Annotated in this window: 22 protein-coding genes; 11 read left to right on the top strand and 11 right to left on the bottom strand. The window is 34.3% G+C overall.

Going from position 1 to position 26,611, the window contains the following annotated elements; genetic code table 11:
* Complete coding sequence (locus EL158_RS06520) at positions 1-2,304, bottom strand: [protein-PII] uridylyltransferase family protein (protein ID WP_051529112.1); 2,304 nt, start codon at positions 2,302-2,304, stop codon at positions 1-3.
* Positions 2,305-2,412: 108 nt separating this feature from the next.
* Between EL158_RS06520 and mqnE the strand changes: the two genes are divergently transcribed.
* Genes mqnE through EL158_RS06485 form a run of 7 tightly spaced genes read left to right on the top strand, consistent with a single transcriptional unit; the run spans position 2,413 to position 12,440 of the window.
* The gene (gene mqnE, locus EL158_RS06515; protein ID WP_027303674.1) at positions 2,413-3,477 is read left to right on the top strand and encodes an aminofutalosine synthase MqnE; all 1,065 of its coding nucleotides are present in this window, start codon (positions 2,413-2,415) and stop codon (positions 3,475-3,477) included.
* 22 nt (positions 3,478-3,499) lie between these two features.
* A complete protein-coding gene (locus EL158_RS06510) occupies positions 3,500-6,865 on the top strand; it encodes a S8 family serine peptidase (RefSeq protein WP_027303673.1) in 3,366 nt (1,121 codons plus the stop codon).
* 46 nt (positions 6,866-6,911) lie between these two features.
* On the top strand, positions 6,912-8,267 hold the full coding sequence (locus tag EL158_RS06505) for an NCS2 family permease (protein ID WP_027303672.1): 1,356 nt from the start codon (positions 6,912-6,914) through the stop codon (positions 8,265-8,267).
* 6 nt (positions 8,268-8,273) lie between these two features.
* Positions 8,274-8,714 carry a phosphoribosyltransferase gene (locus tag EL158_RS06500; protein ID WP_027303671.1) on the top strand — a complete coding sequence of 147 codons (441 nt, stop codon included), beginning with the start codon at positions 8,274-8,276 and terminating at the stop codon, positions 8,712-8,714.
* 8 nt (positions 8,715-8,722) lie between these two features.
* Positions 8,723-9,415: an MlaA family lipoprotein gene (locus EL158_RS06495; RefSeq protein ID WP_027303670.1), complete on the top strand. Its 693-nt coding sequence runs from the start codon at positions 8,723-8,725 to the stop codon at positions 9,413-9,415.
* Between the two features lie 8 nt (positions 9,416-9,423).
* Entirely contained in the window at positions 9,424-9,993 is a 570-nt protein-coding gene (locus EL158_RS06490) for a Tgt2/MlaC family protein (protein ID WP_004275209.1), read from the top strand.
* Positions 9,990-12,440, top strand: coding sequence for an efflux RND transporter permease subunit (locus EL158_RS06485; protein ID WP_027303669.1), 2,451 nt, complete (start codon positions 9,990-9,992; stop codon positions 12,438-12,440). Before EL158_RS06490 ends, EL158_RS06485 begins: the two co-directional genes overlap by 4 nt.
* Positions 12,441-12,479: 39 nt before the next feature.
* On the opposite strand, the gene rdgB is transcribed toward EL158_RS06485, so the two are convergent.
* The gene (gene rdgB, locus EL158_RS06480; RefSeq protein WP_027303668.1) at positions 12,480-13,091 is read right to left on the bottom strand and encodes an RdgB/HAM1 family non-canonical purine NTP pyrophosphatase; all 612 of its coding nucleotides are present in this window, start codon (positions 13,089-13,091) and stop codon (positions 12,480-12,482) included.
* A 102-nt stretch (positions 13,092-13,193) separates the two neighbouring features.
* On the opposite strand from rdgB, the gene EL158_RS06475 reads away from it, so the two are divergent.
* On the top strand, positions 13,194-14,498 hold the full coding sequence (locus EL158_RS06475) for an MFS transporter (RefSeq protein WP_027303667.1): 1,305 nt from the start codon (positions 13,194-13,196) through the stop codon (positions 14,496-14,498).
* Here EL158_RS06475 and acs read toward each other — a convergent pair.
* The 3 genes from acs to tupB form a co-directional block, all read right to left on the bottom strand.
* Positions 14,485-16,449 carry an acetate--CoA ligase gene (acs, locus tag EL158_RS06470; protein WP_034955671.1) on the bottom strand — a complete coding sequence of 655 codons (1,965 nt, stop codon included), beginning with the start codon at positions 16,447-16,449 and terminating at the stop codon, positions 14,485-14,487. The two genes, EL158_RS06475 and acs, sit on opposite strands and share 14 nt — an antisense overlap.
* A 127-nt stretch (positions 16,450-16,576) precedes the next feature.
* Positions 16,577-17,521 (bottom strand): tungstate ABC transporter ATP-binding protein TupC, encoded by a 945-nt coding sequence (gene tupC, locus EL158_RS06465; RefSeq protein WP_027303665.1) that lies wholly within the window; start codon positions 17,519-17,521, stop codon positions 16,577-16,579.
* Entirely contained in the window at positions 17,518-18,207 is a 690-nt protein-coding gene (gene tupB / locus EL158_RS06460) for a tungstate ABC transporter permease TupB (RefSeq protein ID WP_027303664.1), read from the bottom strand. The genes tupC and tupB overlap by 4 nt, the downstream gene beginning before the upstream one ends.
* Before the next feature lie 76 nt (positions 18,208-18,283).
* On the opposite strand from tupB, the gene tupA reads away from it, so the two are divergent.
* Positions 18,284-19,090 carry a tungstate ABC transporter substrate-binding protein TupA gene (gene tupA / locus EL158_RS06455; protein ID WP_027303663.1) on the top strand — a complete coding sequence of 269 codons (807 nt, stop codon included), beginning with the start codon at positions 18,284-18,286 and terminating at the stop codon, positions 19,088-19,090.
* A 13-nt stretch (positions 19,091-19,103) separates the two neighbouring features.
* On the opposite strand, the gene EL158_RS06450 is transcribed toward tupA, so the two are convergent.
* Together EL158_RS06450 and EL158_RS06445 are read right to left on the bottom strand one after the other, a co-directional pair.
* Positions 19,104-19,976, bottom strand: coding sequence for a DMT family transporter (locus EL158_RS06450; protein WP_027303662.1), 873 nt, complete (start codon positions 19,974-19,976; stop codon positions 19,104-19,106).
* Positions 19,976-20,623 (bottom strand): putative metalloprotease CJM1_0395 family protein, encoded by a 648-nt coding sequence (locus tag EL158_RS06445; RefSeq protein WP_027303661.1) that lies wholly within the window; start codon positions 20,621-20,623, stop codon positions 19,976-19,978. The genes EL158_RS06450 and EL158_RS06445 overlap by 1 nt, the downstream gene beginning before the upstream one ends.
* Before the next feature lie 74 nt (positions 20,624-20,697).
* Here EL158_RS06445 and EL158_RS06440 point away from each other — a divergent pair, with 74 nt between their 5' ends.
* Positions 20,698-21,063, top strand: coding sequence for an HIT family protein (locus EL158_RS06440; protein WP_027303660.1), 366 nt, complete (start codon positions 20,698-20,700; stop codon positions 21,061-21,063).
* Positions 21,064-21,120: 57 nt separating this feature from the next.
* Positions 21,121-21,693, top strand: a complete 573-nt coding sequence (locus EL158_RS06435; RefSeq protein ID WP_027303659.1) for a YceI family protein — start codon at positions 21,121-21,123, stop codon at positions 21,691-21,693.
* 4 nt (positions 21,694-21,697) lie between these two features.
* Here the strand turns inward: EL158_RS06435 and EL158_RS06430 are convergent, their stop codons facing one another.
* The 4 genes from EL158_RS06430 to EL158_RS06415 form a co-directional block, all read right to left on the bottom strand.
* Positions 21,698-22,642, bottom strand: a complete 945-nt coding sequence (locus tag EL158_RS06430) for a hypothetical protein (protein WP_027303658.1) — start codon at positions 22,640-22,642, stop codon at positions 21,698-21,700.
* A gap of 79 nt (positions 22,643-22,721) precedes the next feature.
* Positions 22,722-24,623, bottom strand: coding sequence for a motility associated factor glycosyltransferase family protein (locus EL158_RS06425; protein WP_027303657.1), 1,902 nt, complete (start codon positions 24,621-24,623; stop codon positions 22,722-22,724).
* Positions 24,624-24,625: 2 nt separating this feature from the next.
* Entirely contained in the window at positions 24,626-24,955 is a 330-nt protein-coding gene (locus EL158_RS06420; RefSeq protein WP_027303656.1) for a hypothetical protein, read from the bottom strand.
* Entirely contained in the window at positions 24,922-26,610 is a 1,689-nt protein-coding gene (locus tag EL158_RS06415) for a motility associated factor glycosyltransferase family protein (protein WP_027303655.1), read from the bottom strand. Before EL158_RS06415 ends, EL158_RS06420 begins: the two co-directional genes overlap by 34 nt.
* Position 26,611: the final 1 nt, after the last annotated feature.

The raw sequence follows: 26,611 nt of genomic DNA, 5'->3' as shown, positions 1-26,611 counted from the left end.
TCACTCGCTTATTAAAGAATTTATTATTTTGTCTTGATTTTGCAAAATAGCTTCGTTTTTTTCAAAAATGAAGCTATTGCGTGTCCTTTGGCGTATGGTTTGAATTTTAGCCGTGCTTAAATGCAAGCCATAGGCACGAAAAATATTCATTATAAATGCCATTAAACCTTGTTGGTCTTTAGTATTAAGATTTAATTTCGCATAAGTTTTAGAATAATTTAAATCCAATTTTACTTCATCTTTTTTAATGATTGGCTTTTTCATCTTTCTTTTGTGATTTAAATTTAAATTTGCATTTAAAAGCGTTAAAAGTCTTTCTTTTTGCGTTTGATTGATGATATTTTCATATTCAAATTTAAGATAAATTTTATCACCGAAAAGCTCATAAAAGCTCATAAAAATGAGGTTAAATTCGCTCAAAGCATATAAAAAATGCTCGATTTTAAAGTCTTTTTGACAAATGATTTCAAGGCTTAAATTACTTTCTGTATTAAGCCAGAATTTAAAATTTTGATGAAGGGCGATTTGAGCGATTTTGATAATATCTTCAAAAGGGTTTTTGATGATGAAAAGATTGGATTTAATATGTGTGATTTTATCTTGCAAAAGAGGATTTAAGTCTAAAAAAGCCTTAGTTCTTCTAAGGGTTTGCTCTTTTTTAACCCTTCTTGTGCTTTCTTCTAGTAAATTAGCATCTTCAAAGCCGTATTTGGCATTGATTAAAAGCTTATCTAAGGCTTTGTAAAAAAAGGGCGAGGCATTTGAAATTTGTGCTTTTGTTTTGGTTAAAAGGGCTAAAAGCTCTAAGGTTTTAAGATTTTCTAGCTTAGAAAGTAGGGCGGATAAAATGAGAGGATTATAAATATCTTCTTTTTCGACCAGCTCTTTTAAGGCGCCAAAATTTTTATAAAGTTTAAGTCCTAATTCTAATGCTTTATTTTCCAATTTCAATTTCGCACCAAACGCCCTAAAAACCCCGCCCATAGAAAGTTCGTTTTCTTCTTTAACGCTGCTAAAAAGTATGACGAGTTTTAAAAGAGCATTTTCTTTAAGTGCTAAATCCCTTTTTTCAAATTCTTCTAGCACCAAAAAAGCCTCCACATCGAAGCAATAATCACTTTCTTCGTTACTTAAAAACCTTACCATAGGCTTAAAAAGCTCTTTTAATTTCCCACTATCAAGCAAAATTTTTAAGATGAAAAAGCTATGTTTTCTTTCAAAAAAGCCTTTAAAAAGCTCTAGAATTTTTTCATTTTCTTCCTTTAAAAAAGGTGTTTCTTTGAGTGCGAAAATTAAATTGATATTTAAATGATGCGGTTCATCTTTAAGTGAGCTTAAAAATTCCATAGCCTTTAAAAAGCTAGAAAAATGATACTTTTGACTTGTTTCTCCAACGAATTCATTTTGAATTTGTTGCGTTAAAAAGGCGTTGTAAAGGCTTATGGTGTGCATAGAATTTAAGATTTTTTGCACTAAATTATCTTTGGCTTTTAAATTTTTCTTTTCTCTTTTATACATTAAATTTGCTAAATCTTGAGCGTGATTAAGGGAAAATTCATTATTATCTTTTTGACTTTGAAGATTAATGGCGGATTTAAAAGAGAGTAAAAACTCACTTGCTAGCCGTAGTTCACTAAGATTTTTTTCATTGATGAAAGCAAGTGCGTAATTAGAACTATCTTTTTTAAAAAGCGTGAGTAGGTTATCTAAATTTCTTAAATCCTGCAATCCTCCGTCCTCTTTTTGGATATTAAAATCCTGCTTTAAAAAGGCTAATTTGCAAGGTTTAAAAAGATTTGAGGCAAGGGCGTTTAAGTGCTTTTTAAGCGTCAAATGAACCCTTGCTTTACTTTCTTTAAATAAAAGCTTTGAGCCACCTATAAAACGCATTTGTATGAGAGAATTTAAAAGCTCTTTTTCGCTAATATATCCTAAGCCTTCATTTTCTAAAATCATATAATCAAGCCTTAAACCTACATCATTTAAAAGTTCAATCAAGGCTTTAATGAGGGGCTTTAAATGATAAATTTTTAAATTTTTATACACAAAAAGTAAGGGTATAGGCTCATCAAAACATAAATGATTTTTCGCATAATAATCCCTCGCCACTATGCAAAAAGGCACAAACTCCTTAGTCGGCAAAAAATCTTCAAAAAATTCCTCCAAAACAATCATAAAAGCTCGGTTGATAAAATCATCTATGTGCTTACTATGATGCATACTAAAAAAACCTTGCTTTAAAAAAAGCTTATGGCAGGAGCTTTTGTAATGCTTAATCTCGTCTTTTAATTTTTGTCTTGGCAAATTGTTCCTTTTTCAAATTTGAAATTATTTTAGCAAAATTCTTTTTATGAACTTTTATTAAGAAGAAAAATTTATAATAAGGCTTTTAAAAAAATAAAAGTGAAAACAATGCGTGATTTAATACAAAAATTAGAAAGCAAAGAAAGACTTAGCGAAGAAGATGCTTATAGGCTTTATGATTTAGACTTATTTACCCTAGCAAAATTCGCTCATCAAAAACGCACCGCCCTACACGGCAAAAAGGTGTATTTTAATCTTAATCGTCATATTAACCCAACAAATATTTGTGCGGATACTTGTAAATTTTGTGCCTTTTCAGCCCATAGGAAAAATCCTAATCCTTATCTAATGAGCCACGAAGAAATTTTAAACATCGTTGCTGACACACAAAAACGCGGCACAAAGGAAGTGCATATCGTCTCAGCACACAATAAGGACACAACTTGGCAGTGGTATTTAGAAATTTTTCAAAAAATCAAACAAAATTACCCACAAATTCACATCAAAGCTCTAACAGCAGCAGAAATTGACTTTATCCATCGTAGGTGGGGACTTAGTTATGAAGAAGTGGTCGAGAAAATGCTAGAATACGGCGTAGATTCTATGCCTGGAGGAGGAGCTGAAATTTTTGACGAAGAAATACGCGCTAAAATTTGCAAAGGTAAAGTAAGTAGTGAAAATTGGCTTAAAATTCACGCTTTATGGCATAAAAAAGGCAGGCAAAGTAACGCCACTATGCTTTATGGGCATATAGAAAAAAGAAAACATAGAATCGATCATATGCTAAGGCTTAGAGCCTTGCAAGATGAAACGGGTGGTTTTAACGCCTTTATCCCACTTGTATGGCAAAAGGATAATAGCTTTTTAGATGTTAAAGAACAGCTTGATAGCGAAGAGATTCTTAAAACCATAGCCATTTCGCGTCTAGTGCTTGATAATATCAAAAATATTAAGGCTTACTGGGCGACTATGAGTTTAAATTTAGCTATGGTAGCACAGGAATTTGGAGCAAATGATCTAGACGGCACGATAGAAAAAGAAAGCATACAGAGTGCGGGTGGGGCTAAGAGTGCTAAAGGGACAAAGCTTGAGACTTTCATTGAGCTGATTAAAACCTCAAATTTAATCCCTGTGGAAAGGGATAGCCTTTATAACGAGCTTAAAATTTATTAAAACATAAGGACATAATGAAATAATGAAAAAAAGTATTTTTTTATCTTTTGTAACAATTCTAAATCTTCACGCTCTTAGCGATCAAGAGCTTATCGGCTCAAAAGAGGCTTATGAGCTAACGATTACCGGAGATGGAATTAATGTTGGGGTTATAGACTCGGCGATCAATGGGGAGCATCCTAGCTTAAAAGATAAGGTTTTAGGACAGGCTTTTTCAACTATCAATGGTAAAGCTTATACGCCTGATTACTCCGTAGATACGCACGGAAGCCATGTCGCAGGCATTATAGGGGCTAAGTATATTGATGAGAATAATCCTCACGGCGTAGCTTATAATGCTAAACTTTATGGGGTGCAAATTTTTGGGAATAATAAGGGTAGTGGAAGCTTTAATGCCCCTAATGTTTATGATTATTTTAAAGATAAAGATGTTAAAATCATCAATAATAGCTGGAATTCAACCAATTATCCTGTTGTAAGTATGACTCAAACGGGACTTTATCTTGACGCTTATAAAAGCAAGTCTTCTAATGAACTTTTTGAACAAATTCAGCAAAACTCTACAGCCAAGCAACTCAATCAACTCGCAAAAGAAAATAAAACTCTCGTTGTCTTTGCGGCGGGTAATGAGGGTATTATAAGTCCTGGCATTATGGCTTTAAGCCCTCTTTATAATGAAGAATTGCGTTCTTTTTTGGCGGTGGGTTCTGTGGATTCTTCGCAAATTACGAGAAATCAAGATGGCAAACTTGTGATTAATGGTAGAGGTTTGTCTGGTTTTAGTAATGGACTTTTGGGAGCGGAAAATTTTAGCTTGGTAGCACCCGGTTCTAATATTAGCAATGTTAATGCTGCTTATATGCAAAAACCTAGTTTTGGGCGTGTAGATAAAAATTTATACCGCACACAAAGTGGGACTTCAATGGCAGCTCCTATGGTAAGTGGAGGAGCGGCTTTGGTGGCACAACGCTTTCCTTTTTTAAATGGCAAACAAATTGCCGATGTGCTTTTAAGCACGGCTAATAAGGACTATATAGCTCCTAAACTCACGGTAAAAGAGACAAAATTAAAGGTTGTAGAATATCTTGGTAGAAAACCTATACTTATGGAAAAAACTTTTCATACTATTTTTTACATTGATACAGAAATTCCTAAAAAAGCAGACGGCAGTATCGATAAAGATCAAGTCAAAAGAGACCTTTCTCAAGCTGGTTATTCTAGCTATTATACTCCCATCACAGAATATCACGGAGTGGGTGAAAGCGAATATGCCTCTATTCAAAAAGTCAGCAAAGAAAGTCTTTTTGGGCAGGGAATTTTAGATGTGGCTAAGGCTATGAAAGGCTTGGCGACTTTGGACGCTAATCGCCTTAATGATAGTGATGTTTCAAGTGCTTATGCGGGACAAAATGAGGTGTATTATACCCTTGATACGCAAAATCACAACGCAACTTTTAGCAATGACATTAGCCAAAAAAAGTGGGACGAAAGCTTACATAAAAAAGACGCAATCAATTTACCGACAAATTTAACAAATCTTAATGTAGGATTTATCAAAGAGGGTAGCGGCAAGCTCATCTTAACGGGGAATAATAGCTATGAGGGGGCGACCATTATTAAAAATGGTAGCCTAGCTTTAAATAATAAAAGCGAAAAGGAAAAAGCTAGAATAGCAGGTGATGTGAAAGTTTTAGAGGGGGGCTTATTTAGCGGTAATGGCGAAGTAGGTAAAAACCTTGAAAATAAAGGCATAGTAAGACCGGGAAATGAAGATTTGAGTGATTTGACTATCAAGGGAAAATACACGCAAGAGGGGCAAAATTCTAAATTGCAACTTGATTTTGGCAATGATAAAAATTCCAAACTCATAGCAAATTCTTATGAGATTAAAGGCGGAAAATTAGAATATATCCCTTTGCCGAAATTTTTTACAAGTGGGCATTATGTTAGCATTGATTTGGGTGGATTGAATACGCATTTAGATCAATTTAGTGGCGTTTCTGTGATGGGTAATAATGCTGTGGATTTTGTAGCTGTTTTAGATAGTGATAAAACAAGCATTAATAAAGATAAAATGCCCCAACCGGCTCCACAACCCCAGCCAACTCCACAACCAGACATTACAAACCCTCAGCCTCCAGTAACCCAGCCAAGCCCAATTACACCACCGCCAACAACTACTCCACCAACGACCACGCCACCACCTAATCATATCATTGTTAAGCCAGTTATTAAAAAAGACGCATATGAGAGTGCGAATAGCACTATGGGGCGATCCTTAAGAAGCATTCGCTCTATTCATAATTTACAAGATAGATATAAGGACTATTTTGCCTTTTTGGACAATACAGATACGAAAACTATGGAGAAAACTTTAGAAAGTTTGGAGGCTAATGACTATATGCAAAGTGCTTCCGGACTTCATTATCAGCAGCACATTTTTGCACAAAGAAATATGATGAGCGCTCTTAATCCAAGCTTTACTTCCGGGAATTTAATGGCAAGTTTAGAAAAAAATCCTTTATTAACAGCTAGTATTGAGAGTGATGTTTTTATGGATTTGGGCTTATTAGATAAAATGGATAAGCGTTATATTTGGAATCTTAGCCCTAATTACAAAAAAATTAACGGCGATAATTTTGACGGGCGAAGCACAGGATTAAATCTTACCATAGGCGGGGCAGTTAATGAAAATTCCCTATTAAGCTTTGGGTTAGATGTGAGTGATACTAGACTAGATTTTGAAAATGCCAATTTGAAAAATAAATATTTTAATTTTTCATTTAATCACATTTTAAATTTGCAAAATTTTAAAATTCTAAGCGGTGCGAGTTTAGCAAGAGCAAGTAATGATATGACAAGAACAATTATGGGACAAAATGGCTCTTTAAACTCAAATTATGACAATCTACTTAGCTCCTTACAATTAGGACTAGCTAAGGACTTTCAAGCTCTTAATAATTTGACTTTGACGCCTTTGGCGTATTTTAATTATAATTTTATCAAGCAAGATGCTTTTAGTGAAAATGGCAATCTTGTCTTTGCTAAATCTTACGATGCGATCAATCATCATACCACTTCTTTGGCTGGTGGATTGAATTTATCCTATCTTTTTGACCGAGAAGCGATGCAAACAAAGCTTGGAAGTTTTTTTATTTATGAATATAAATTAAGCGGAAAAACGATTGAAAATAATGTGCGTTTCAAAGACTTTCCTAATCAAGATTTCGTGCAGTATCATCGTCTTAACTCTAATCTTATCACTTGGGGGCTAACTTCGCATTTTATTTATCCTAATTCGTTTTTTTATGGATTTAATGTAGTTAATGAATTTGTTAGCGATCAATATAATATTAATGTTTTGGGTCAATTTGGTTTTTATTTTTAAGTCTTTTGATGTCAAAATTGATGTGTAGTTTATGTAAGGATTACCAATGAGTATTTTTAAGCTTAAGGAAAATGGGACAAATATAAAAACAGAGCTTTTAGCAGGTATTACGACCTTTTTGACGATGATTTATATTGTCCCCGTTAATTCTCACATTGTGAGTAACACAGGTATGCCTTTGGAGGCTTTGATTACCGCTACTGCTTTAATCACTATCATTGCAAGCACATTTAACGGACTTTTTGCAAACACCCCTGTGGCGATGAGTGTGGGTATGGGAATGAACGCTTATTTCACTTTTTCAGTCTGTATAGCACAGCAAATTCCTTGGCAGAGTGCTTTGGGGGCGGTGTTTTTATCAGGCTTTATTTTTTTAATTCTTTCTTTTACAAATTTTCGTCTTTGGATCATACGCAATATCCCTAAAGATTTACGCCTTGCTATTTGTGCTGGTATAGGATGCTTTATAGCATTTTTGGGACTTCAAAAGATGGGCATTATTGTTAAAAATGATGCAACTTTAGTGGGTGTGGGAAATTTTAAGGATCCTAGTGTGCTTTTTGGAATTTTTTCTTTAATTTTAGTCATATTTTTTTGGGCGTTAAAACTTAGAGCGGCTTTTATTTTGGGTGTTTTACTAAGCTCTTTAGCACTTTGGAGCGTGGCATTTTATTTAATGCAAAATTACGGAGTAAAATTAAATATCGAAGGGGCAATTTTTCCTAATGAAATTTTTTCTTTACCAAATTTTAGCCGAGAAAATGGACTTGGCGCTATCGCTTTTGAGCTTGATATTAAAAGTGCTTTAAGCGTGGCAATGATCCCTGTGATTTTAACTTTTTTTATTACGCAGCTTTTTGATAGTATAGGCACGATTACAGGTGTTGGGGCAAGGGGAAAAATTTTTGATAAGCCTGTAGAGGGAGAAAAAAAGCTTGGTAAAACTTTAATGGCTGATGCGGCAAGCTCGGTTTTGGGGGCTGGTGTTGGCACTTCGACTGTTACGGCTTTTGTGGAAAGCACAACGGGGGTTGAGAGTGGAGGTAGGACAGGGCTTGTTGCTATTGTCGTGGCTTGTTGTTTTGCGCTTACGCTTTTTTTACTGCCACTTTTTAAGGCTATACCGCCTAATGCCATTTACCCTGTGCTTGTAATGGTTGGCATTTTGATGTTTATGGAAGTGAAAAATATCGATTTTGGTGATAGTGCTATTGCTGTTGGCACTTTTTTTACTATCATTATGATGCCACTGACTTATTCGATAACTTCGGGCTTTGCTTTTGGTTTTATTAGCTTTTTGCTAGTGAGAATTTTTAAAAGAGAGTGGGATAAGATTAATGTAGGGATTGTCGTTTTGAGCTTGATTTCTTTAGGAAACTTCTTACTAATTGCTTTAAATTAAGGAAAAATGATGTTTTACGCTTATGAAGATTTCGAAAAAGATGTGAAATTCTTAGCAAAAAAAGTGAAAGAGGAATTTGCACCAGATGCCTTAGTCGCCATAGCTAGAGGAGGACTTAGTCTTGGACATTCTTTAGCGGTAGCACTAAAGACTAGAAATTTATTTGCTTTAAATAGTATCCATTATGATGATACAAGAAAGCTTGATAGTGTTGAGGTTTTTAATATCCCAAATTTAAGTGCTTATAAGAGAGTTTTATTGATCGATGATATTGTCGATAGTGGGGAAAGTTTGAGTGAAATTAAGAGAATTTTAAAGGCGAAATTTCCACATATAGAGCTTAAAATCGCAACGATTTTTTACAAAAAAACTGCTCTTTTACAACCTGAATTTAGCGTTAAGGAGGCTAGTGAATGGGTGGAGTTTTATTGGGATATTGAACTTTAAGGAAAAGTGTGAAAAAGATATTATTTTTATTATTATTTTGTGGTTTTGTTAGCGTTAGTGTGGCTGAGAAATTGGAAGATTTTGAAAAAGAGTATCAACAATATGAAGTTAGCGACCCTCTTTTTGGTTATAATAAAATGATAACAGAATTTAATGTCGGACTTTATACTTATGTAATGCGTCCTGCGTTAAAGGGTTATAATGCTATAATACCCAGTTTCGTGCGCTCTGGTGCGAGGAATTTTTTTGATAATTTACTAGCACCTTTTCGTGTAGTGGGAAATGTTTTGCAACTTAAATTTGATAATGCTGGTGATGAGCTTAAGCGTTTTATCGCAAATTCTATTATGGGCTTTGGTGGGCTTAGGGATATCGCTAGTGAAATGGGGATAGAAAAGCATCCTGCAGATTTAGGACTTGTTTTGGCACATTGGGGAGTGGGTGAGGGCTTTCATATCGTTTTACCTATTTTAGGACCGAGTAATTTAAGAGATACTTTAAGCTTACCAGCACTTTGGTATGCTACGCCTACGGCTTATATTGAGCCTGATTATGCCAGTTTTTTGGTGGGGGCTTACGGCTTTGCCAATGAGCTATCCTTTCATCTTGATGAAATTGATGAAATTTATTATAATACGCCAAATTTATATCCGTTTTTGCGTGATGCTTACGAGCAAAGGCGTAAAGAACTTAGCAAATAGGAAGAAAAATGCGAAAAATTTTATTATTACTTACGATAGCGTTGAGTGCTTTTGCACTTAATTTAAATGAAATTGAAAGTTTTATGCAAAACAATATCAATGAGAGTTTAAAAATCTTACAAAACACAAAAGGCGATAAAAAAGTCGCCGCACAGGATATTTTTAAGCTTTTTGACGAAGTTTTTGATTATAAATTAATGGCAAAATTGTCTTTATCTAAATATTATCAAAAATTAAGTCAAGATGAAGTGGCGGAATTTAACAAGGCTTTTGAGGCAAGTCTTAAAAAAAGCTTTACTGATAAGCTCGAGCTTTATAAGGATCAAATTTTAAAAGTTGAAGGCGGAGAGCAGAAAAATGAAAAGCGTTATTTTCTCACAAGTTCTATGCTAGTCGATGGAGAAAAAAAATTCATTATTTTTAAATTCTATAAAGAAAATGATGATTGGCTGATTTACGATGTCGATGTTTTGGGCGTTAGCATTATACAAACCTATCGTTCGCAATTTGGCGATATTTTAGAAAATGGCACTTTTAAAGATTTATTAAACAAGCTTAATGATATCATCATCAAATAATGGCTTTTTTCTTAAAATTTCTCATTAATCATCCCAAAAGCACCTTTTTGCTTACCTTGCTTTTTTGTGTGTTTTTAAGCTTTTTCGCTTTTAAACTGCATATTGATGCGAGTGCTGAAAGTTTGCTTTTAGAAGATGACAAAGACTTAAAGACTTTTAGAGAGCTTTCTAAGCATTATAAGAGTGATAATTTTTTAATGTTAGTTTTTAAGCCAAGTGATGAAAATCCTTTTAGTCAAACAAGTTTAAAAAAGTTAGAAAATTTACATAAGGAACTTGAGAGTGTCAGGGGCGTGGAGAGGGTTTTTAGCATCATTAATGCTCCCTTGCTTTTAAGTAGTGAAAATAAAGACTTAAAAGAATTAATGCAAAATATCCCAAATATCACAAGCAAGGACATTAATCAAAGCAGGGCAAAAGATGAAATTCTCACCAGCCCCTTTTATCAAAATAACATCATCGCAAAAGACGGAAAAACCACAGCTTTAATTATCTATCTTAAGCCCGATTTGACCTATATCGATTTAATCGAAGCAAGAGATGGGGCAAAAGATGAAAATGAAAAAGAGCGTTTAAGAACGCAAATTAAAACGCACCAAGAAACGCAAAATGCTTTTAATAAAGCACTTTTAACACAAATTCGCACCATAATGAGCGGCTATGAAAAAGATGGAGCAAGGCTTTATCTTGGTGGCGTGAATATGATAAGCGATGATATGATAAGCTACATTAAGGACGATTTAAAGCTTTATGGAATTTCTTTAGTGTTTTTGCTAGGATTTGCACTTTGGTATTTTTTCCGTTCCTTTTCTTTGATGATTTTATCGCTTTTTATTTGCTTTATCTCTTTAAGCTCGGCTAGTGGGCTTTTTGCTCTGCTTGATTTTCCTGTAACTGTTATTTCGTCTAATTATGCCCCACTAATGCTCATCATCACGCTTTCTGTTGTTGTGCATTTGATAACGCATTTTATAGAAATTTCACGCCTTTACCCAAATACTACGCAAAAAAGACTTGTTTTACAGACCTTACTTGCTAAGGCAAAACCTAGTTTTTTTGCCATTTTTACGACTATGATAGGCTTTTTTTCTTTGATTTTTTCGCATATTGAGCCTATTATTAAGCTTGGGATTATGATGAGTCTTGGCATAGGCTTGGGACTTATCTTATCTTATCTTTTTTTATCTAGTGCTTTAATGCTTTTAAAAAAGCAAAATTTCACGCAAAAAGAATTTAAACTTTCCTTTTTGCTTTGGTGTGCTAATGTCAGCATAAAACGCAAGAAATTCATTTATGCTTTAGCTTTTATCGCACTTATTTTAGCCTTTATAGAAATTCCTAAGTTGAAGGTGGAAAATTCTTTTGTGAATTATTTTAAAGATGGCAGTGCCATTAAGGAGGGCTTACTTGTCATCGATAAAGATTTGGGTGGGACCCTGCCACTTGATATTATTATCCGTTTTAAAGAGCAGCAAAAAAGTCAAATGAAAGATGGCGAAAATTTAGATAGTTTTGAAGATGAATTTGAAAGTCTTGCTTTAAAAGATACTTACTGGTTTGATTCTAAAAAAACGCGTATTGCTAAAAAGGTGCATCATTTTTTAGAAAATAAGGAATTTGTAGGCTCTGTTTTGAGCCTTAATAGTCTTTTAAGTTTAGGCAAAAGTATTAATAATGGTAAAGATTTGGACGATTTTGCTCTGGCGTTTTTAAATGAAAATTTACCACCGAATTTTAAGCAAGACTTGCTTTCTCCTTTTGTAAATATCAAGCAAAATGAGCTTAGATTTAGCATACGCGTCATTGATTCTAATCCCAATTTAAAACGCGATACCTTTTTAAAGAATTTGGAAAATGAGCTTAATGAGCTTTTAAAAAATGAAGGTGTAGAGGTGCAAATCACTGGCATAATGCTCCTTTATAATAATATGCTTCAAAGTCTTTTTTCCTCGCAGTTTGATACTTTAGCCTTTGTGGTTTTGGCGATTTTTACGCTTTTTGTGCTTATTTTTAGAAGTTTTAAAATAGCTACCATAGCCATAATTTGTAATCTTATCCCACTAAGCTTAGTCTTTGCTTTTATGGGCTTTTTAGATATCCCTCTTGATTTAATGAGCATTACCATAGCTGCCATTGCCATAGGCATAGGGGTTGATGATATTTTGCATTATATTTACCGCTTTAAAGAAGAGCTTAAGCATAATAGTGTGAAAAAAGCCATTGTCAATTCACATCTTTTCATAGGGACGGCACTTTATTATACGAGTATTAGCATTGTTTTGGGCTTTAGCGTGATGATGAGTAGTAATTTTATCCCGACCATTTATTTTGGGATTTTAACGACTTTGGTGATGATTTTGCTTTTGTTTGGCAGTTTATTTTTGCTACCTAGTCTTTTAATTAGCTTTTATGCTAAGAGAAATAATAAGCCAAAAGTGCTAAAATAATATAAGCAACGGTGGCTATACTAAGATATTTTAAAAAAGTTAGCATTGATAAGCCTTTTTGAGTGTTTTTAAGAAAATTTTAGCAAGTTCTAGGGCTTTAAAGCGGTGGGAAATGGCATTTTTTTCCAAGCTACTTAGCTGAGCTAAGGTTTTATCATAATTTGCAGGGATAAAAAGACTATCATAACCAAAGCCATTTTCACCCCTTTCGTCAGTGATAACCCTACCATACATTTTAGCACTTAGACTAAAAGTGCCAAATTTAGAACTAAGACTTAAAGCACAAACATAATACGCAAGACTTTCTTTAAGGCTTAATTTTTCTAATTCTTCAATGAGCTTTAAGCGGTTATTTTTATCATCGGCTTTTAAAGAATAGCGTGCCGAGTAAATTCCGGGTGCACTATTTAAAGCCTTAACGCAAATTCCACTATCATCGCTTAAAACTATGCTTTTTTCTTGTTCCTTTGAGCTTAATTTTTCAAAAACTGCTTTTGATTTGATGTTGGCATTTTCCTTAAAGCTTTTGCCATTTTCTTCTATATCAAAAGGCTTAATAAAAGCATTAAGGCTGTGAATTTCGTATCCATTTAAAAGCTCTTTGAATTCTTTTAATTTATGTGCGTTGGAACTTGCTAAAATAATTTTCATCATTTATCCTTATTTTATTAAGGCTTAATCTTACTTTTTTAAACTTAATAAAGCGTTAAAGCTTTTTAAGTAAAATAAGCCCTTTTCAATCAAGGATAAGCAATGCGTAGTATTTTAGTTCTTTCTTTCATTGTTGCGAGTCGATTTTTTGGGCTTTTTATCGTTTTGCCTGTGCTGAGTTTATACGCCTTAAAACTTGAAAATGCAAACGATTTTTTGGTCGGTTTGCTTGTGGGTGTTTATGCCTTAATGCAAGTCATATTTCAAGTGCCTTTTGGGATGCTTAGTGATAAAATAGGGCGTAAAAAAACGATGCTTTTAGGTTTAGTGCTTTTTATCATCGGTTCTTTAATTTGTTCTTTGGCAAATGACATTTATACTATGCTCTTAGGACGCATTTTGCAAGGCTCTGGTGCGATAGGTGCTGTGGCAAGTGCGATGATAAGCGATTTTGTAAGCGAAGAGCAAAGAGGCAAGGCTATGGCGATGATGGGAGGTTTTATAGGTATAGCTTTTGCTTTATCTATGGTTTTAGCACCTATAATGAGTGCTAAATTTGGGCTTTCAAGCTTGTTTGATTTAAGTGCCGCCTTATCTCTTCTTTGCATTATTTTGCTTTATACTGCTGTGCCAAAAGAGCCTAAAATCACACACGAAAATAGCAAAACTCCACTTTTAGCTTTGCTTAAAGAAAAAAATTTAGCCCTAATGAATGCGACAAATTTTATGCAAAAAATGCTTATGTCCATAGCCTTTTTGCTTATCCCTATTATTTTGGTTGAGCGTTTTCATTATGATAAATTATGGCTTGTTTATACTGCCTCTATGCTTGTAGGCTTCGTGGCTATGGGCTTTGCTGGGGCTTTGGGAGAGAAAAGGGGTTTGGCAAAGCACATTTTATTAGCTGGTGTTGTTTTTTTTATCTTTTCTTACATACTTTTTGCCTTTTTTGACCATTTAGCAATTTTTATCGCTGCTGTGGCGATTTTCTTTCTAGGTTTTAATTTGCACGAGCCTATTATGCAATCTTGTGCTTCTAAATTTTGCAAGGTCAATGAAAAAGGCAAAGCACTTGGTGCATTTAATGCCTTTGGTTATGCGGGAAGTTTTAGCGGCGGCGTAATAGGTGGGATATTTTTACATTTTGATGCGTTGAAAATTTTAGCTTTGATTATGATTATTTTGGCGTTTTTTTGGCTTTTTTCTTTATTTTTCTTAAAAAATCCATTTGACCTTAAAAATCTTTATTTGCCCCTTGATACCAAGCTCGATATAAATGCTGTTTCAAAGCTAAAGGGCGTTTTGGAAGTGTATAAAAATCACCATCATTTAGTGGTAAAATTTGATAAAGCACAAATTTCTCAAAAAGAATTAGAGGGGCTAATGGGCAAGGTCATTGCTCATTAGCTAATTTGATGATACTTGCCACAATAGCAGAATCCTCTAGGGTAGAAATATCTTGTTTTAATTCTTCTTTTCTTGCTATGGTGCGTAAAATTCTTCGCATAATCTTACCGCTTCTTGTTTTTGGTAAGCCCGGCGTGTAAAGAATTTGCTCTATTTTAGCGATAGGTCCTATCTCTGCTCTTAAAATGTCATTGAGTTCTTTTAAGGTTTCAAGCTCACTTCCTAAATCGCAACTTGCATTAGAATTTAAAACAACAAAGGCGAATAAACTTTCACCCTTAATACTATCCAAAACGCTCACAACAGCAGATTCTGCTACATCTTTATGTTTGGCAAGTGCTGACTCAACCTCTGCTGTGCCTATACGGTGTCCAGCGACATTAACCACATCATCCGTGCGTCCTGTAATGGTAATGTAGCCTCTTTCATCATAAAAAGCCCCATCCCCGCTAAAATACACAGGCTTTCCATCTTTTTTAGCTTGAGAAAAATAGCTTTCCTTATAACGCTCCTCATCCTTCCAAATTCCTCTTATCATAGAAGGCCAAGGCTTGGTAATGCAAAGCAAACCATCCTCACCTATGCTCTTTTTATTTCCTTCCTCATCGATGATTTCAGCAAAAATTCCCGGTAAAGGTAGAGTCGCACAACTAGGCTTTAAAGGCGTAGCACCGGGCAAAGGCGTGATCATATGTCCTCCAGTTTCTGTTTGCCACCAAGTATCTACAATGGCACATTTTGAATTTCCAATTTCTTCATAAAACCAGCTCCAAGCACTAGGATTTATCGGCTCTCCCACAGTCCCTAAAACTTCAAGAGTGCCTAAATCGTAATTTTTAGGCTCATCTGGTGCATCTGCGTAAAGCATTCTAATGGCAGTGGGTGATGTGTAAAATTTACTCACTTGATATTCCTCTATCATTCTCCACCATCTACCAGAATTTGGATAAGTCGGCGTTCCCTCATACATAATCGTAGTCGCTCCACAAGCTAGAGGTCCATAAACGACATAAGTATGCCCTGTAATCCAGCCTATATCCGCACTGCACCAATAATTATCATAATCTTTTATATCAAAAACCCACTCCATAGTCATTTGAGCCCATAAAATATAGCCAGCACTTGCGTGCATTACGCCCTTAGGCTTACCTGTCGAGCCTGAAGTGTAAAGTAAAAATAGCAGATCCTCACTATCCATAATTTCAGGCTCACATTTATATGACTCGTTTTTAACCAACTCATTATAAACATAATCACGCCCTTTAACATAGTTAATAGGCTCATTGTTGCGTATGACAACAAGCACTTTTTCCACGCACTCACACCCCTCACTTAAAGCCTTATCCACGGCAGGTTTTAGCATATAAGGCTTACCGCGTCTAAAAGCTCCATCTGCTGTGATGACAAGTTTTGCGCCCGCATCGATAATCCTATCTCTCAAAGCTTCTGGAGAAAAACCGCCAAACACAACACTATGAATAGCCCCTATCCTCGCACAAGCTAGCATTAAAATCGCACTTTCTGGTATCATAGGCATATAAAGCACGACTCTATCGCCCTTTTTGACATCAAAACGCTTTAGTAAATTTGCTGCCTTACACACTTCGTGAAAAAGCCTTCTATAAGTATAAACTTCATAATCGCCCATCTCTCCTTCAAATACTATGGCAGCTTTATTACGCCTTGTTTTCATATGACGATCAAGACATTGATAGCTTACATTTAGAGTCCCCCCTTCAAACCACTTATAAAATGGAGGATTATCCCCATTTAAAACTCTAGAAAAAGGACTAAACCAGTCGATTTTCTCCAAAGCCATTTTCCCCCAAAAATTTTCAAAATTTTCACTAGCCTCTTCGTAAAGTTCATAGTATTCACAGATATTTTTAATGCGTGCCTTTTTTGCAAATTCTTTATTGGGCTTGATGAGTTGTGTGTCGTTTTGATACATTATCCACTCCTAAAAAATTTATTTTATATAGAATTAAAATTAATTGTATGAAAGTTTAATGGATTTATTGAGTATTTTTAGACTTATTTAAGAAAAAATTTATCTTTATGTTAATTTTGGTAACAAATTATAAAAAGCAAAGTGCGTCTTCATTGAAGCCCAGATTTAAATTTTGATAAAGATTTAAATCTGCTTTTTTAAACGCTTCGTTTTCAAGGGCAAATTCTAAAATTTTATCCCCTGAAATAATTCTAATGAAAACATCATTTTGACGCGTTCTTAAGGCTATGATTTTAGCATTTTTAATGCAGTATTTTTGTCCTGAAAAAAGGCTGATTTTGTAAGGATTAAGGGCTATTTTGTCAGCTATTTTGTCAAATTTAATTGGATTTTCAAAATGTAAAATTTGATGATTTAATTCAAAAATATTTGTATTTTCAAATTCTAAAATCACTCCATCACTAAGATAGAGTTTCACTTCAGCTAAAGAATCTAAAAATTCTTTATCGTGGCTTGTAATTAAAAAACCGCAATTTAGACCTTTTTTAAGATGTAAGATAGCGTTTTTAAGTAAAAAAGAGGTCTTTTTATCCAAAAAAGCACTCGGCTCATCAAGTAAATAATAACGCGCCCTAGCCGCCATAGCCATAGCAAAGGCTATTTTTTGTCTTTGCCCTGAGGAGAGTTCTCCGGGATATTTTTTAAGTAAGCTTTTATCAAGCTCCAAAAGTGTGTAAATTTCACTTAAAAAGCCCTTTAAATCGCCCTTTATTTGGTAGGTTTTTTGGATAAATTTAAGATTATTTTCGACACTTCTATTTAGCAAACAAGCTTCTGCAAAAAGTAAATAAAGCCATCTTTTTTCCTCACGGCGTAAAATATTTTTCTTAAAATAGCTAATATTTTGATGAAAATCGCCTTCTAAAAAATTAAGAATCCTTAAAAAAGTTGATTTCCCACTCCCATTTGCACCCATTAAAATGCTTATTTTGCTAGTGTCAAGGTTTAGATTAAGATTTTTCAAAATGCCTTTTGTCCCATAAGAAAAGCTAAGATTTTTAATTTCTATCATCGATTTTTCTTTAAGCTGTGGATAAGAAAATTTAGCACAAAGGCTATGCTGATTAAAACTAAGGCTAAGGCTATGCCGCGTTCAAATTCGCCTTTATTTGTTTCAAGGGAAATGGCTGTTGTTATTGTTCTGGTGTGGTATTTGATATTCCCCCCTACTATCATCGCTACGCCCACTTCAGCGACTATCCTGCCATAAGCTAGAGCTATAATGCTAATGAGTGCAAAGCGTAATTCATAAATGATGGTTAAAACAAGCTTAAATGCGCTTAAATGAAAGGATTTTATGAGTAAAAAATGTTTTTTGTCCATATTTTCTATTAAATTTGAAAAGAGGGCGATGACAATGGGTAGGGCTAAAACAAACTGCCCCAAAATGAGAGCTTTTATAGTAAAAAGTAAGCCAAATTCCCCCAAAGGTCCCCTACTGGAAATAAAGGCATAAATGATAAGCCCAACAGCCACAGTAGGAAAGGAGAGGCTGGTATTGACAAGTAGTTTTAAGCTTGATTTAAGTCTAAAATTAAAAAATCCTAAACAAAAGCCAAGTGGAAAGCCTACCATAAGAGCTAAAATGATAGAAACGCTTGAGCTTAAAAGCGTTGTTTTAATGGCTGAAATGACGCTTTCATCGGCATTGAAAAGTAAATTTAAAGCTTCTTTAAATGCGTTAAATATATAATCCAAAATGTATCCTTAATGGGCGTGATTTTAGCATAATTATGCTAAAATTGCATTTTATTTTAAACAGAAAGGAAAAGCGATGAAAAAAATTATTCTATCCGCTTTAGTAGCACTAAGCCTTAGTGCAGCAGAATTAAAGATGGCGACAACAACAAGCACTGATAATACAGGTCTTTTAGACGCCTTAAAGCCTCTTTATGAAAAAGAGAGCGGTAATACCTTAAAATGGGTCGCTGTTGGCACGGGAGCAGCTTTAAAACTAGGAGAGGATTGCAATGCTGATGTGCTTTTTGTGCATTCTCCTAAGGTAGAAAAAGAATTTGTAAGTAAGGGTTTTGGTGTAGATAGAACTCCTGTGATGTATAATGACTTTATTATCGTGGCGGATAAGAGCTTGGCGGATAAATTCAAAGGAAAGAGCCTTAAAGAAAGTTTAGAGCTTATTAGGGCTGAAAAAATGCCTTTTGTTTCAAGAGGAGATAAATCAGGCACGGATAATAAAGAAAAAGGTTTGTGGAAAAATGTAGGCGGTGTGCCTGAAAAAGAGAGCTGGTATATACAAAGCGGACAGGGAATGTTAGCTAGCATTAAGATCGCTGAGGAGAAAAAAGGTGTGCTTTTAACAGATCGTGGCACTTATATCAAGTATGAAGCAGACGCAAAAGCTAATCCAAATTTAGTTATTGTGAGTGAGGGTGATGATAGCTTAAAGAATTTTTACTCCGTCATAGCAGTAAGTCCTAAGCATTGCCAAAATGTCAATTATGAAGAAGCGAGCAAATTTATAAAATGGCTTGTGAGTGATGGCACTTTAAAGACGATTGAAGACTTTAAACTACTCAATAAGCCTTTATTTATCGTTGATGCAAAGAGCAGAAAAGAATAATTTGCGGTAGGGCTTAAGCCTTACCCTTTTTTCCCATAAAATAAATCGCCACAATAGCCAAAGCACCGCCCACTAAGGTCAGTGTAGTCGGCACTTCATTTAAAATTAAAAAGCTAGTTAATAAAGCACTTGCTGGTGTGATGAGTATAAAAGAATTTGCTCTTACACTTCCTAAAATGTGAATTCCATAATAATAAATGCTCGTTCCCACCACAGTGGATAAAAATGCCACGATAAACATATTAAGCCAGAATTTCATATCTGCTTCTAAAATGAAAAAGCTTTCATCATTTAAAAAAAGTGGAGTAAAAAGCAAAAAGGAAATAAAATTAACATAAAAATTCACACTCAAAGGATGCTCACCTTTAGTTTTATGTGTGCAAAGACTCATCAAAGCCCAGATAAAAGCACAAAGTAAAAATAGCACATTAAAGCGTCCAAAAAGCTCTTCAAGGGAATTTAAATTGAGCAAAAAAAGCCCTGAAATAATGCCTATGAAAAGTCCAAAAATTTCATATTTGCTTAGTTTATAGCTTTTTTTTAAACCTAAAAATAAAAAAAGATAGGAAAAAATAGGCACCATAGTCGTAACCAAAACTCCGCCTTTACCAGCCGTGCCATAACGCAAGGCTAGAAAAAAGATAAAAGCATAAAGGGCATTTAAGCCTCCTGCTATGAAAAGCCATTTGAGTGTCTTTTTAGAAATTTTTAAGGAAATTTTTAAAAACAATAAGATAGGCAAAGATCCCACAAGCACAAAGAAGAATCGCCACAAAACAACAAATTCCACATTAGCATAAGAGCTTAAAATTTTAGAAGTGGGCCAAGACATACCCCATAAAAACATAGCGATGATGAGAGAGAGGTAAAGATAGCTTTGTTTCATTAAGAAGCGATGTTAAGCCCTAAGGAATCTTCGCTTAAATCATAAGCTTTTTGAATCTGCTCTTTAAAGCCTTTTTTTTCACTTTCTTCTTGTCTTTTTTCTTCTTCTTTGTTTTTTTCTTTTGCTTCTTCGGCTTTTAGTTTAGTCGCTTCAGCTCTTGCCTCAATTTCCATTCTTGTCGCATTAGCTGCGACTTTATAATCTTGAGGGCTAGGATCAGCTGGCGCCATAGCAGCAGCTACGACTTGACGAGCTATGGCTATGGTTTCTTCGGGCGTATTGCCCTTTTGCATTCTTATTGGCACTTCACCGGCTGTGGCATACATTTGATTATCTGGTCCTTTGGTATAGCTAAAGCTAGCCGCTCCAGCCAAGCCCCCACCCGCTGCTTGATGTGCCGCTTCGTGGGCTTTGACATTTCTATCTATACTTTGAAGCTCTCTTACAAGCTGCACTTCCTTCATTGTAAGTTCTACGCCATTTATCATTTGTGTTTGTTCTTGTTTATTTTCGGCGGAGTTTTGATCTTTTTCATCAAAATCTTTTTCGTTTGAATTTTTGGTGTTAAATTGTGAAGAATTTGCATCTTTTTCATAGCTTTGAGGCTTGTAATAATTATAGTTTGAATAATTTGAACTAATAATCACCTTTACCTCCTTTATTTTTTATATTTTACATCAAATTATTTAAATTACTATAAAATATACAAAAAGGAGAAATAATGCTTTATGAAAATGCGTTAATTTATATAGAAAAAGAAGAGTCGCAAGTGCCTTGGATTAAAGTTTTTACAAAAGAAAATTACAAAGAATTAAGCCATTGTCCTACGCCCCTACAAAAAGAGCTTTTTGATACGATTTTGCTTTGCGAAAAAGCGATGTTGGAATTTTATCAGCCTGAAAAGATTAATATCGCCTCTTTTGGAAACTATGTCCCAAGAGTCCATTTTCACATTATGGCGCGTTTTAAAGAGGACGCTTTTTTCCCTGAGTGTATGTGGGGAAAGCAGCAAAGGGAATTTAGAGATCTTAATCTGCCTTCGTTTGAGGAATTTGAGGAATTTTTAAAAGCAAGGTTAAAAAATTAACATTTGTTATTTAAAATAGATTAAAATTTCTATAATTTAATTTATAAAGGAGAAAAAATGAAAAAAATGTTGTTTAGTTCGCTCTTGGTAGCCTCTTTGCTAAGTCCTGCTCTTATGGCTAAGGATTATGTGCTTGATAAGACTCATACTGATGTTGGCTTTAAGATTAAGCATTTGCAAATTAGTAATGTTAAGGGAAATTTTAAGGATTATGATGCGGTGATTGACTTTGACCCTGCGACTTATGAATTTAAAAAATTTGAAGCAAAAGTTAAGGTCGCTTCTGTGGATACAGATAATAAAACAAGAGATAATCACCTCTTGCAAGACGATTTTTTCAAAGCTAAAAGCCACCCTGAAATGAGTTTTGTGATGAAAAAATATGAAAAAACAAGTGATAGCGAAGGTAAGATGAGTGGCACTTTAACCATAGCTGGCGTTTCTAAGGATATCGTTTTTGACGCTGAAATAGGTGGCATAGCTAAGGGTAAAGATGGTAAAGAGAAAGTTGGCTTTACTTTGGAAAGTGAGATTAAAAGAAGCGATTTTAAATTCGCTCCAAGCACTTCAAATCTTACTTTAGGCGATGAAGTGAAAATTAGCGTTGAGGTAGAAGCTAACGAAAAATAAGCCTTTAAGCCTTAAGGAGTTTGTCCTTGAGGCTTTGTAAATTCTGCCAAAGACCCCCTTCATTTTTCTGCCAAACAAGCTTAAATTCAAGCTTAAAATTTTCATTTTCTAAATTTAAATTTGTATTTTTGAGTAAAGACTCTAAATAGCCCAAATGCCTTAACGCACTTTCTTCATCTTTAAAAATCAAAATAAAATCTTTATCAATAAAAAAAATTTGAGCCTTAAGACGCCTTAAAATTTTAGCAATTTGCTTTAAGATGAGAGACTGATAACTCTCTTTTGCCTTGCTAAGTTCGTCAAAATGAAGTAAGGCTATAAAATACTCTTCTTTATTTTTAAGGTAAAGGGAGAGTTTTTTTTCATTCCCAAATTTAGTAAGACTATCGAAAAAAAGCATTTTATAAGCGTTAAAAAGCAAGATAAAGCAAAAAATAAAACTTGCGAATTCAAAATATTTAAAGCTCCAAAACTCTTTGATTAAAAAGCTTACATAAGCACCAAAAAGCGTTAAAAGCGGAGTAAAATCTAAATTTTTAAGTCCTTTTAGCCCTAAAAATAATAAGGCTAAGAGAAAAAATACAAAACCAAGCTCATTAAGCGGAGTGTAAAAACTCATAAGCTCGTAATTTAAATTTGTCGCATTAAAATGTGTGTTTTGCGGTAGGATAAGAGCTAAAACTCCTACTAAAATGAGGAGTAAAAAGGCTTGGATATTTTGCCTAGAAAAGATGAATTTGGAAAAATTCTTAAGATAAAAAAGTAAAAAAATAAGTGGTAAAAACAAACTTAAAAACAAATGTGCCTGAAACACAGGGCTAAAAAGATAAGCTACTCTTAAAACAAGCAAACTAAGACTTAAAAAGAAAATTCTTACATCGTGAAAATAAAATGCCAAAAATAAAGCAAGAAATTCAAAAAATAAACTAAAAATGAAAAGAAAATCCAAAACATACCTTTAATTTTTGCTAATTTTAACAGCATTTTTTAAATGAAGATGTGAAAGGCTAGGATAAAGCCTAGCCAAATTAAAGCACTTTTCTCTTTTCTAAAGTTTCTCTTAAAGGCACTATGGCTCTTTTTATCACGCCATTTTGCATAAAGATAAGATTATAAATTTCATCAACCCACGCCTCATTAGCATAAATCCACGCTACAAGCTTATTTTGTCTATCGGAGTCGTTTTTTACCGAGCTTAGATAAAGTGGGGAGAGCAAACTTTCGCTATGAAAGGTGCTAGGACCTAGAATTTCACTAAGATAGTAATATCTTTTTTGTCCTATTTTGTTTTTAAAGGTTTCGATATTTTGACAAATGCTTTCAAGGGAGTGCTTTTGTGTGTTGCCCTGTGTGATTGTCTTGATTTGATTAGAGAGTCTTTTGCACTCTTTACCTAAATTTTCACTCGACTTTATAAAGCTTTTGAGCTTTTTATAGCTTTGAAGCATAAGTTCATTTTGCTTATTTCTTGGAAGAGCTTTTGGCTTAGGAAGAGGTTTTTTAATGTCCTTTGTTAATAAGGTTTCGCAAAGCTCCTTAAAGGGCTTTTCTATCGCCCCCTCTATCCTCGCACCGCCTTCTGTGGCGTTATAAGTTTTGCAAGAATTTTTTGAAAGATAGATAAGTTGTTCGTAAAAATCCCTAAAAAGACTCCAAATTTTCGTGCTTTTAACCTTACCCTTACCTCCGTAAGCCTTAAGTTCGGTTTGCATTAAAGCACCGATTTCTCTTTTAGCTGTTTCTAAACCTCTTGGATAGTCTTTTGAGTGCGTGGTTCCGTCTTTGGCAAAGGCTAAATCCTGTCCTATTAAGATAATATTTTTATGTTCTAAAGCCCACGCTAAAGAATAAGCCATATGTGCGACACTCCAGCCATTTGCAAAGCCAAATTCTTTTAGTTTGAGCTCTTGTGCTAGGGGGAGAAGCCTTGGCACTAGCATATATTCCCTGCGGTTTTTTTCTATGAAACTAAGCGTTTTTTGGTGCGTAAGTGTGGGAAGGATAAAAAGCACATCTTTGTCAAATTCCTTAAAATCATTATCAAAAAATTTACTCGTAGCCTCCACTCTTTCAAGGCTTAACACATAATCAGGCTTAATGTTTTCTTTTGCTAAAATTGCATAACTTGCATCAAGACAAAAGATACTCGCCCTTTTGGCATATTTTTTAAGTAAGGGAAGTTGTTTGGTTAAACTTGGTCCAGTGGCGACTATGATGGCGGTTTCAGCCTTATTTTGTCTTTTGTCAAGTAGGTTGTGTAGGGTAGGGTGCGTTAGCATTTTAGGGAGGTGCTGGATAAATTGATTAATGCCTTGAGTGGCGTCTTGAGGATCGTTGCCATTTCTTAAAGAGAGATCTATGATAGCGTTTTTGTTGATACGATTAAGTTCTAAAATATCCTTTCTTTGTTTTTCGTAATAAATGCTATGAATTTCTAAAAAATAAGAGCGGTAAAGTAAAGATGACATATGGTATTGAAAGAGTTGGAAAGCTCTTAAAGGATTCGTGCTCATTTCTTTATTTTGGATAAAAATGAGCCTATTATTTGCTAAATCCTCGCTAAAATCAGAAAGATTTAAGGCTAGAAAAAGTAGCTCTAAATCCTTTTCAAAAACGATAATTTTTTGATGTGTTTTATTTTGCAACAGAGCTTTATATAAAAAGCCATTTCCCACTCCGTAAAAAAATAAAACAGGATTAAGCGACCTTTTTTCATCGATAAATTTTAGCTTTTCTTCTAATTCTTTAAGAGGATTTTCATAAATTTTTTCTCTCGTTTTAAGCTCTATGATGTTTAGGTCAAGTGGATCTTTATTGAAAATGAGATCAAATTTTTTAGTTCCCTTTATCTTATTGAGTTTTTTGCTAAGCTCTACATCGACAGCTTTTAAGGCTTTGATATTTTTGTCAAAAAATTCACTCTTTAGCATTGTTAATCCTTAAATTTAGTTTTTAATTTTTCTACTCTTTTTTCTAAGCCTCTATTTTTAAGCTCATTTTCAAGTTTTAAAATGGCGGCTTGAAGCTCTTTTTCCTCATCTTTGACATATTTTGCAATGAGTTCAAAATAATACAAATGCTCCTTAATCCAAAAAAGATTTTTTTGTAAATTTGTCTCATTATCCTTTACAACTATGCTAACTAAACGCCCTAAATTTAGGTCAAATTGTGCCTTTAGAGGCTGGATTAGCTCTATAATCTCAAGTCCTACGCCTTGTATTTCTTCTCTTATTTGCATAATTTGTTCGATACTTTGTTGCATAATACTACCCCCCCCCCCCCCCCGTGCAATAAGCTAGGATTGATTTGATTTGCGTAAGGTTTTAGACGCTCATTAAGCTCATCTAAATTTTCATTTAAAAATGTTCTAAATTTTAAGCAATTTTTTTTAGCTTGATAAAGTTTATATAAGCTTTTAAGAAGTAATTCATTTTGCTTTTGTTGATTTAGGCTCTCTAACTTTTCTAAATCGCCCTTTTCTTCTGTGAAAAATTCTTCACAGCATTCCTTAAAAGGCTTTTCTATCGTCCCTTGCACCCTAACGCCCCCTTCGGTGGCGTTAAAAAATATATATTTTTTAACGCCCCCTTCGGTGGCGTTAAAAAATATATATTTTTTCGCCAACTCACTAATATGTTTTTCTAAAAAATGTTTAAACATATACCATAAAAAGTGCGTTTTTACTTTCCCTCCGCCATAGCCCTCTACTTCAAATTCATCTTCATAATATCCGCTTTCAAAATTTTCTCCATTTTGATAATTTTTAGCGTGAGAGCTTCCATCTTTAGCAAAGGCTAAATCCTGCCCTATGAAAACAATATTTCTAAAATCCAAAGAACTCGCCACACTTAAAGCCATATGTGCGACACTTATGGTTTCGTTGATATAGCCCCACTGCTTTAGCGCGGTAAAGGCGTGAAAGGCTAGCAGTCTTTCAAGTAGCATATAATTTTTCCCTCGTGCTTCCAAGTAGCTTATAGCGTTTGGATGCACGAGGGAGGCGAGTAAAAAGGTCGTTTTATCATCTTTATTTCCAAAATCGTGCTTAAAAAACTCCGCTGTAAAATCCGTGCGCTCCACCATACACACATAATCAGGCACAATGTCATTTTGCATTAAGATAGGATAAGCCGAGTCCGCTGCAAATATCACAACCCTATCTTGCACCTCTTTTAAAAGCGGGAGCTGTTTAGTAAGGCTAGGTCCCGTGCTAACTATGACGCAGGATTTAAATTTACCTTTTCTTTTTGCGTGCAATTCTTGTATGGTGGGGTGGCTTATCATTTCGACTAAATTAAAGCTATGTTGCTTGATGCCAAGCAAAGCATCATAAGGATCATCGCCATAAGCACTGATAGTATTTTTAATGGTAAGAGTGAGGATTTCATTTGTTTGTTTGACATTTTCTTTAAATTTTTCATAATATTTTGAGTGTAGTTCTAAAAAATACACCCTAGAAGAGTAAAAAGCGGGCATAAATTCGCCCAATAAAGCTTGTGCTTCTAAATTAATATCATTTTTTGGGTTTAAAAATATCAATTTACCTTTTTCTAGCTCTTTAGTAAAATCGACAAGATGAAAAATGTGATAAATGATTTCTAGCTCACTTTCAAAAATGACAAATAAAAGATGATTTTCATTTTGTGCTAAAACCTTATACAAAAGCCCATTACCAAAGCCGTAAAAATAAAGCACAGGATAAAGCGGATAAGTTTCATTATAAAGCTTTATAGCCTCGTTTAATTCTTGCATAGGGTTTTGATAGAGCAAAGAATTATCCCTTAAATCCTGTAAATTTATATCCAAAGAATCGCTTCCCGTGATAAGCTTAAAATGCTTTGGTGCTTTTATCTTGCTTAAAGCTTCTTTTAAGGCGATGTTTCTAAGTGCCTTTAAATTTTTTTCATATAAGCTCATT

Origin of the sequence: Campylobacter upsaliensis (assembly GCF_900637395.1) — a bacterium.
GTDB lineage: Bacteria > Campylobacterota > Campylobacteria > Campylobacterales > Campylobacteraceae > Campylobacter_D > Campylobacter_D upsaliensis.
Note: the sequence above shows the minus strand (reverse complement) of the source record. Positions and strands in the feature narration are given on the sequence as shown.

What these genes read in the sequence shown, in the direction of transcription:
- EL158_RS06475 (WP_027303667.1), top strand. Translation starts at nt 13,194, where the DNA reads ATGCGTAGTATTTTAGTTCTTTCTTTCATTGTTGCGAGTCGATTTTTT.
- EL158_RS06420 (WP_027303656.1), bottom strand. Translation starts at nt 24,955, where the DNA reads ATGCAACAAAGTATCGAACAAATTATGCAAATAAGAGAAGAAATACAA.
- EL158_RS06435 (WP_027303659.1), top strand. Translation starts at nt 21,121, where the DNA reads ATGAAAAAAATGTTGTTTAGTTCGCTCTTGGTAGCCTCTTTGCTAAGT.
- tupA (WP_027303663.1), top strand. Translation starts at nt 18,284, where the DNA reads ATGAAAAAAATTATTCTATCCGCTTTAGTAGCACTAAGCCTTAGTGCA.
- EL158_RS06440 (WP_027303660.1), top strand. Translation starts at nt 20,698, where the DNA reads ATGCTTTATGAAAATGCGTTAATTTATATAGAAAAAGAAGAGTCGCAA.
- EL158_RS06500 (WP_027303671.1), top strand. Translation starts at nt 8,274, where the DNA reads ATGATGTTTTACGCTTATGAAGATTTCGAAAAAGATGTGAAATTCTTA.
- rdgB (WP_027303668.1), bottom strand. Translation starts at nt 13,091, where the DNA reads ATGAAAATTATTTTAGCAAGTTCCAACGCACATAAATTAAAAGAATTC.
- mqnE (WP_027303674.1), top strand. Translation starts at nt 2,413, where the DNA reads ATGCGTGATTTAATACAAAAATTAGAAAGCAAAGAAAGACTTAGCGAA.
- tupC (WP_027303665.1), bottom strand. Translation starts at nt 17,521, where the DNA reads ATGATAGAAATTAAAAATCTTAGCTTTTCTTATGGGACAAAAGGCATT.
- EL158_RS06490 (WP_004275209.1), top strand. Translation starts at nt 9,424, where the DNA reads ATGCGAAAAATTTTATTATTACTTACGATAGCGTTGAGTGCTTTTGCA.
- EL158_RS06415 (WP_027303655.1), bottom strand. Translation starts at nt 26,610, where the DNA reads ATGAGCTTATATGAAAAAAATTTAAAGGCACTTAGAAACATCGCCTTA.
- acs (WP_034955671.1), bottom strand. Translation starts at nt 16,449, where the DNA reads ATGTATCAAAACGACACACAACTCATCAAGCCCAATAAAGAATTTGCA.
- EL158_RS06505 (WP_027303672.1), top strand. Translation starts at nt 6,912, where the DNA reads ATGAGTATTTTTAAGCTTAAGGAAAATGGGACAAATATAAAAACAGAG.
- EL158_RS06425 (WP_027303657.1), bottom strand. Translation starts at nt 24,623, where the DNA reads ATGCTAAAGAGTGAATTTTTTGACAAAAATATCAAAGCCTTAAAAGCT.
- EL158_RS06510 (WP_027303673.1), top strand. Translation starts at nt 3,500, where the DNA reads ATGAAAAAAAGTATTTTTTTATCTTTTGTAACAATTCTAAATCTTCAC.
- EL158_RS06450 (WP_027303662.1), bottom strand. Translation starts at nt 19,976, where the DNA reads ATGAAACAAAGCTATCTTTACCTCTCTCTCATCATCGCTATGTTTTTA.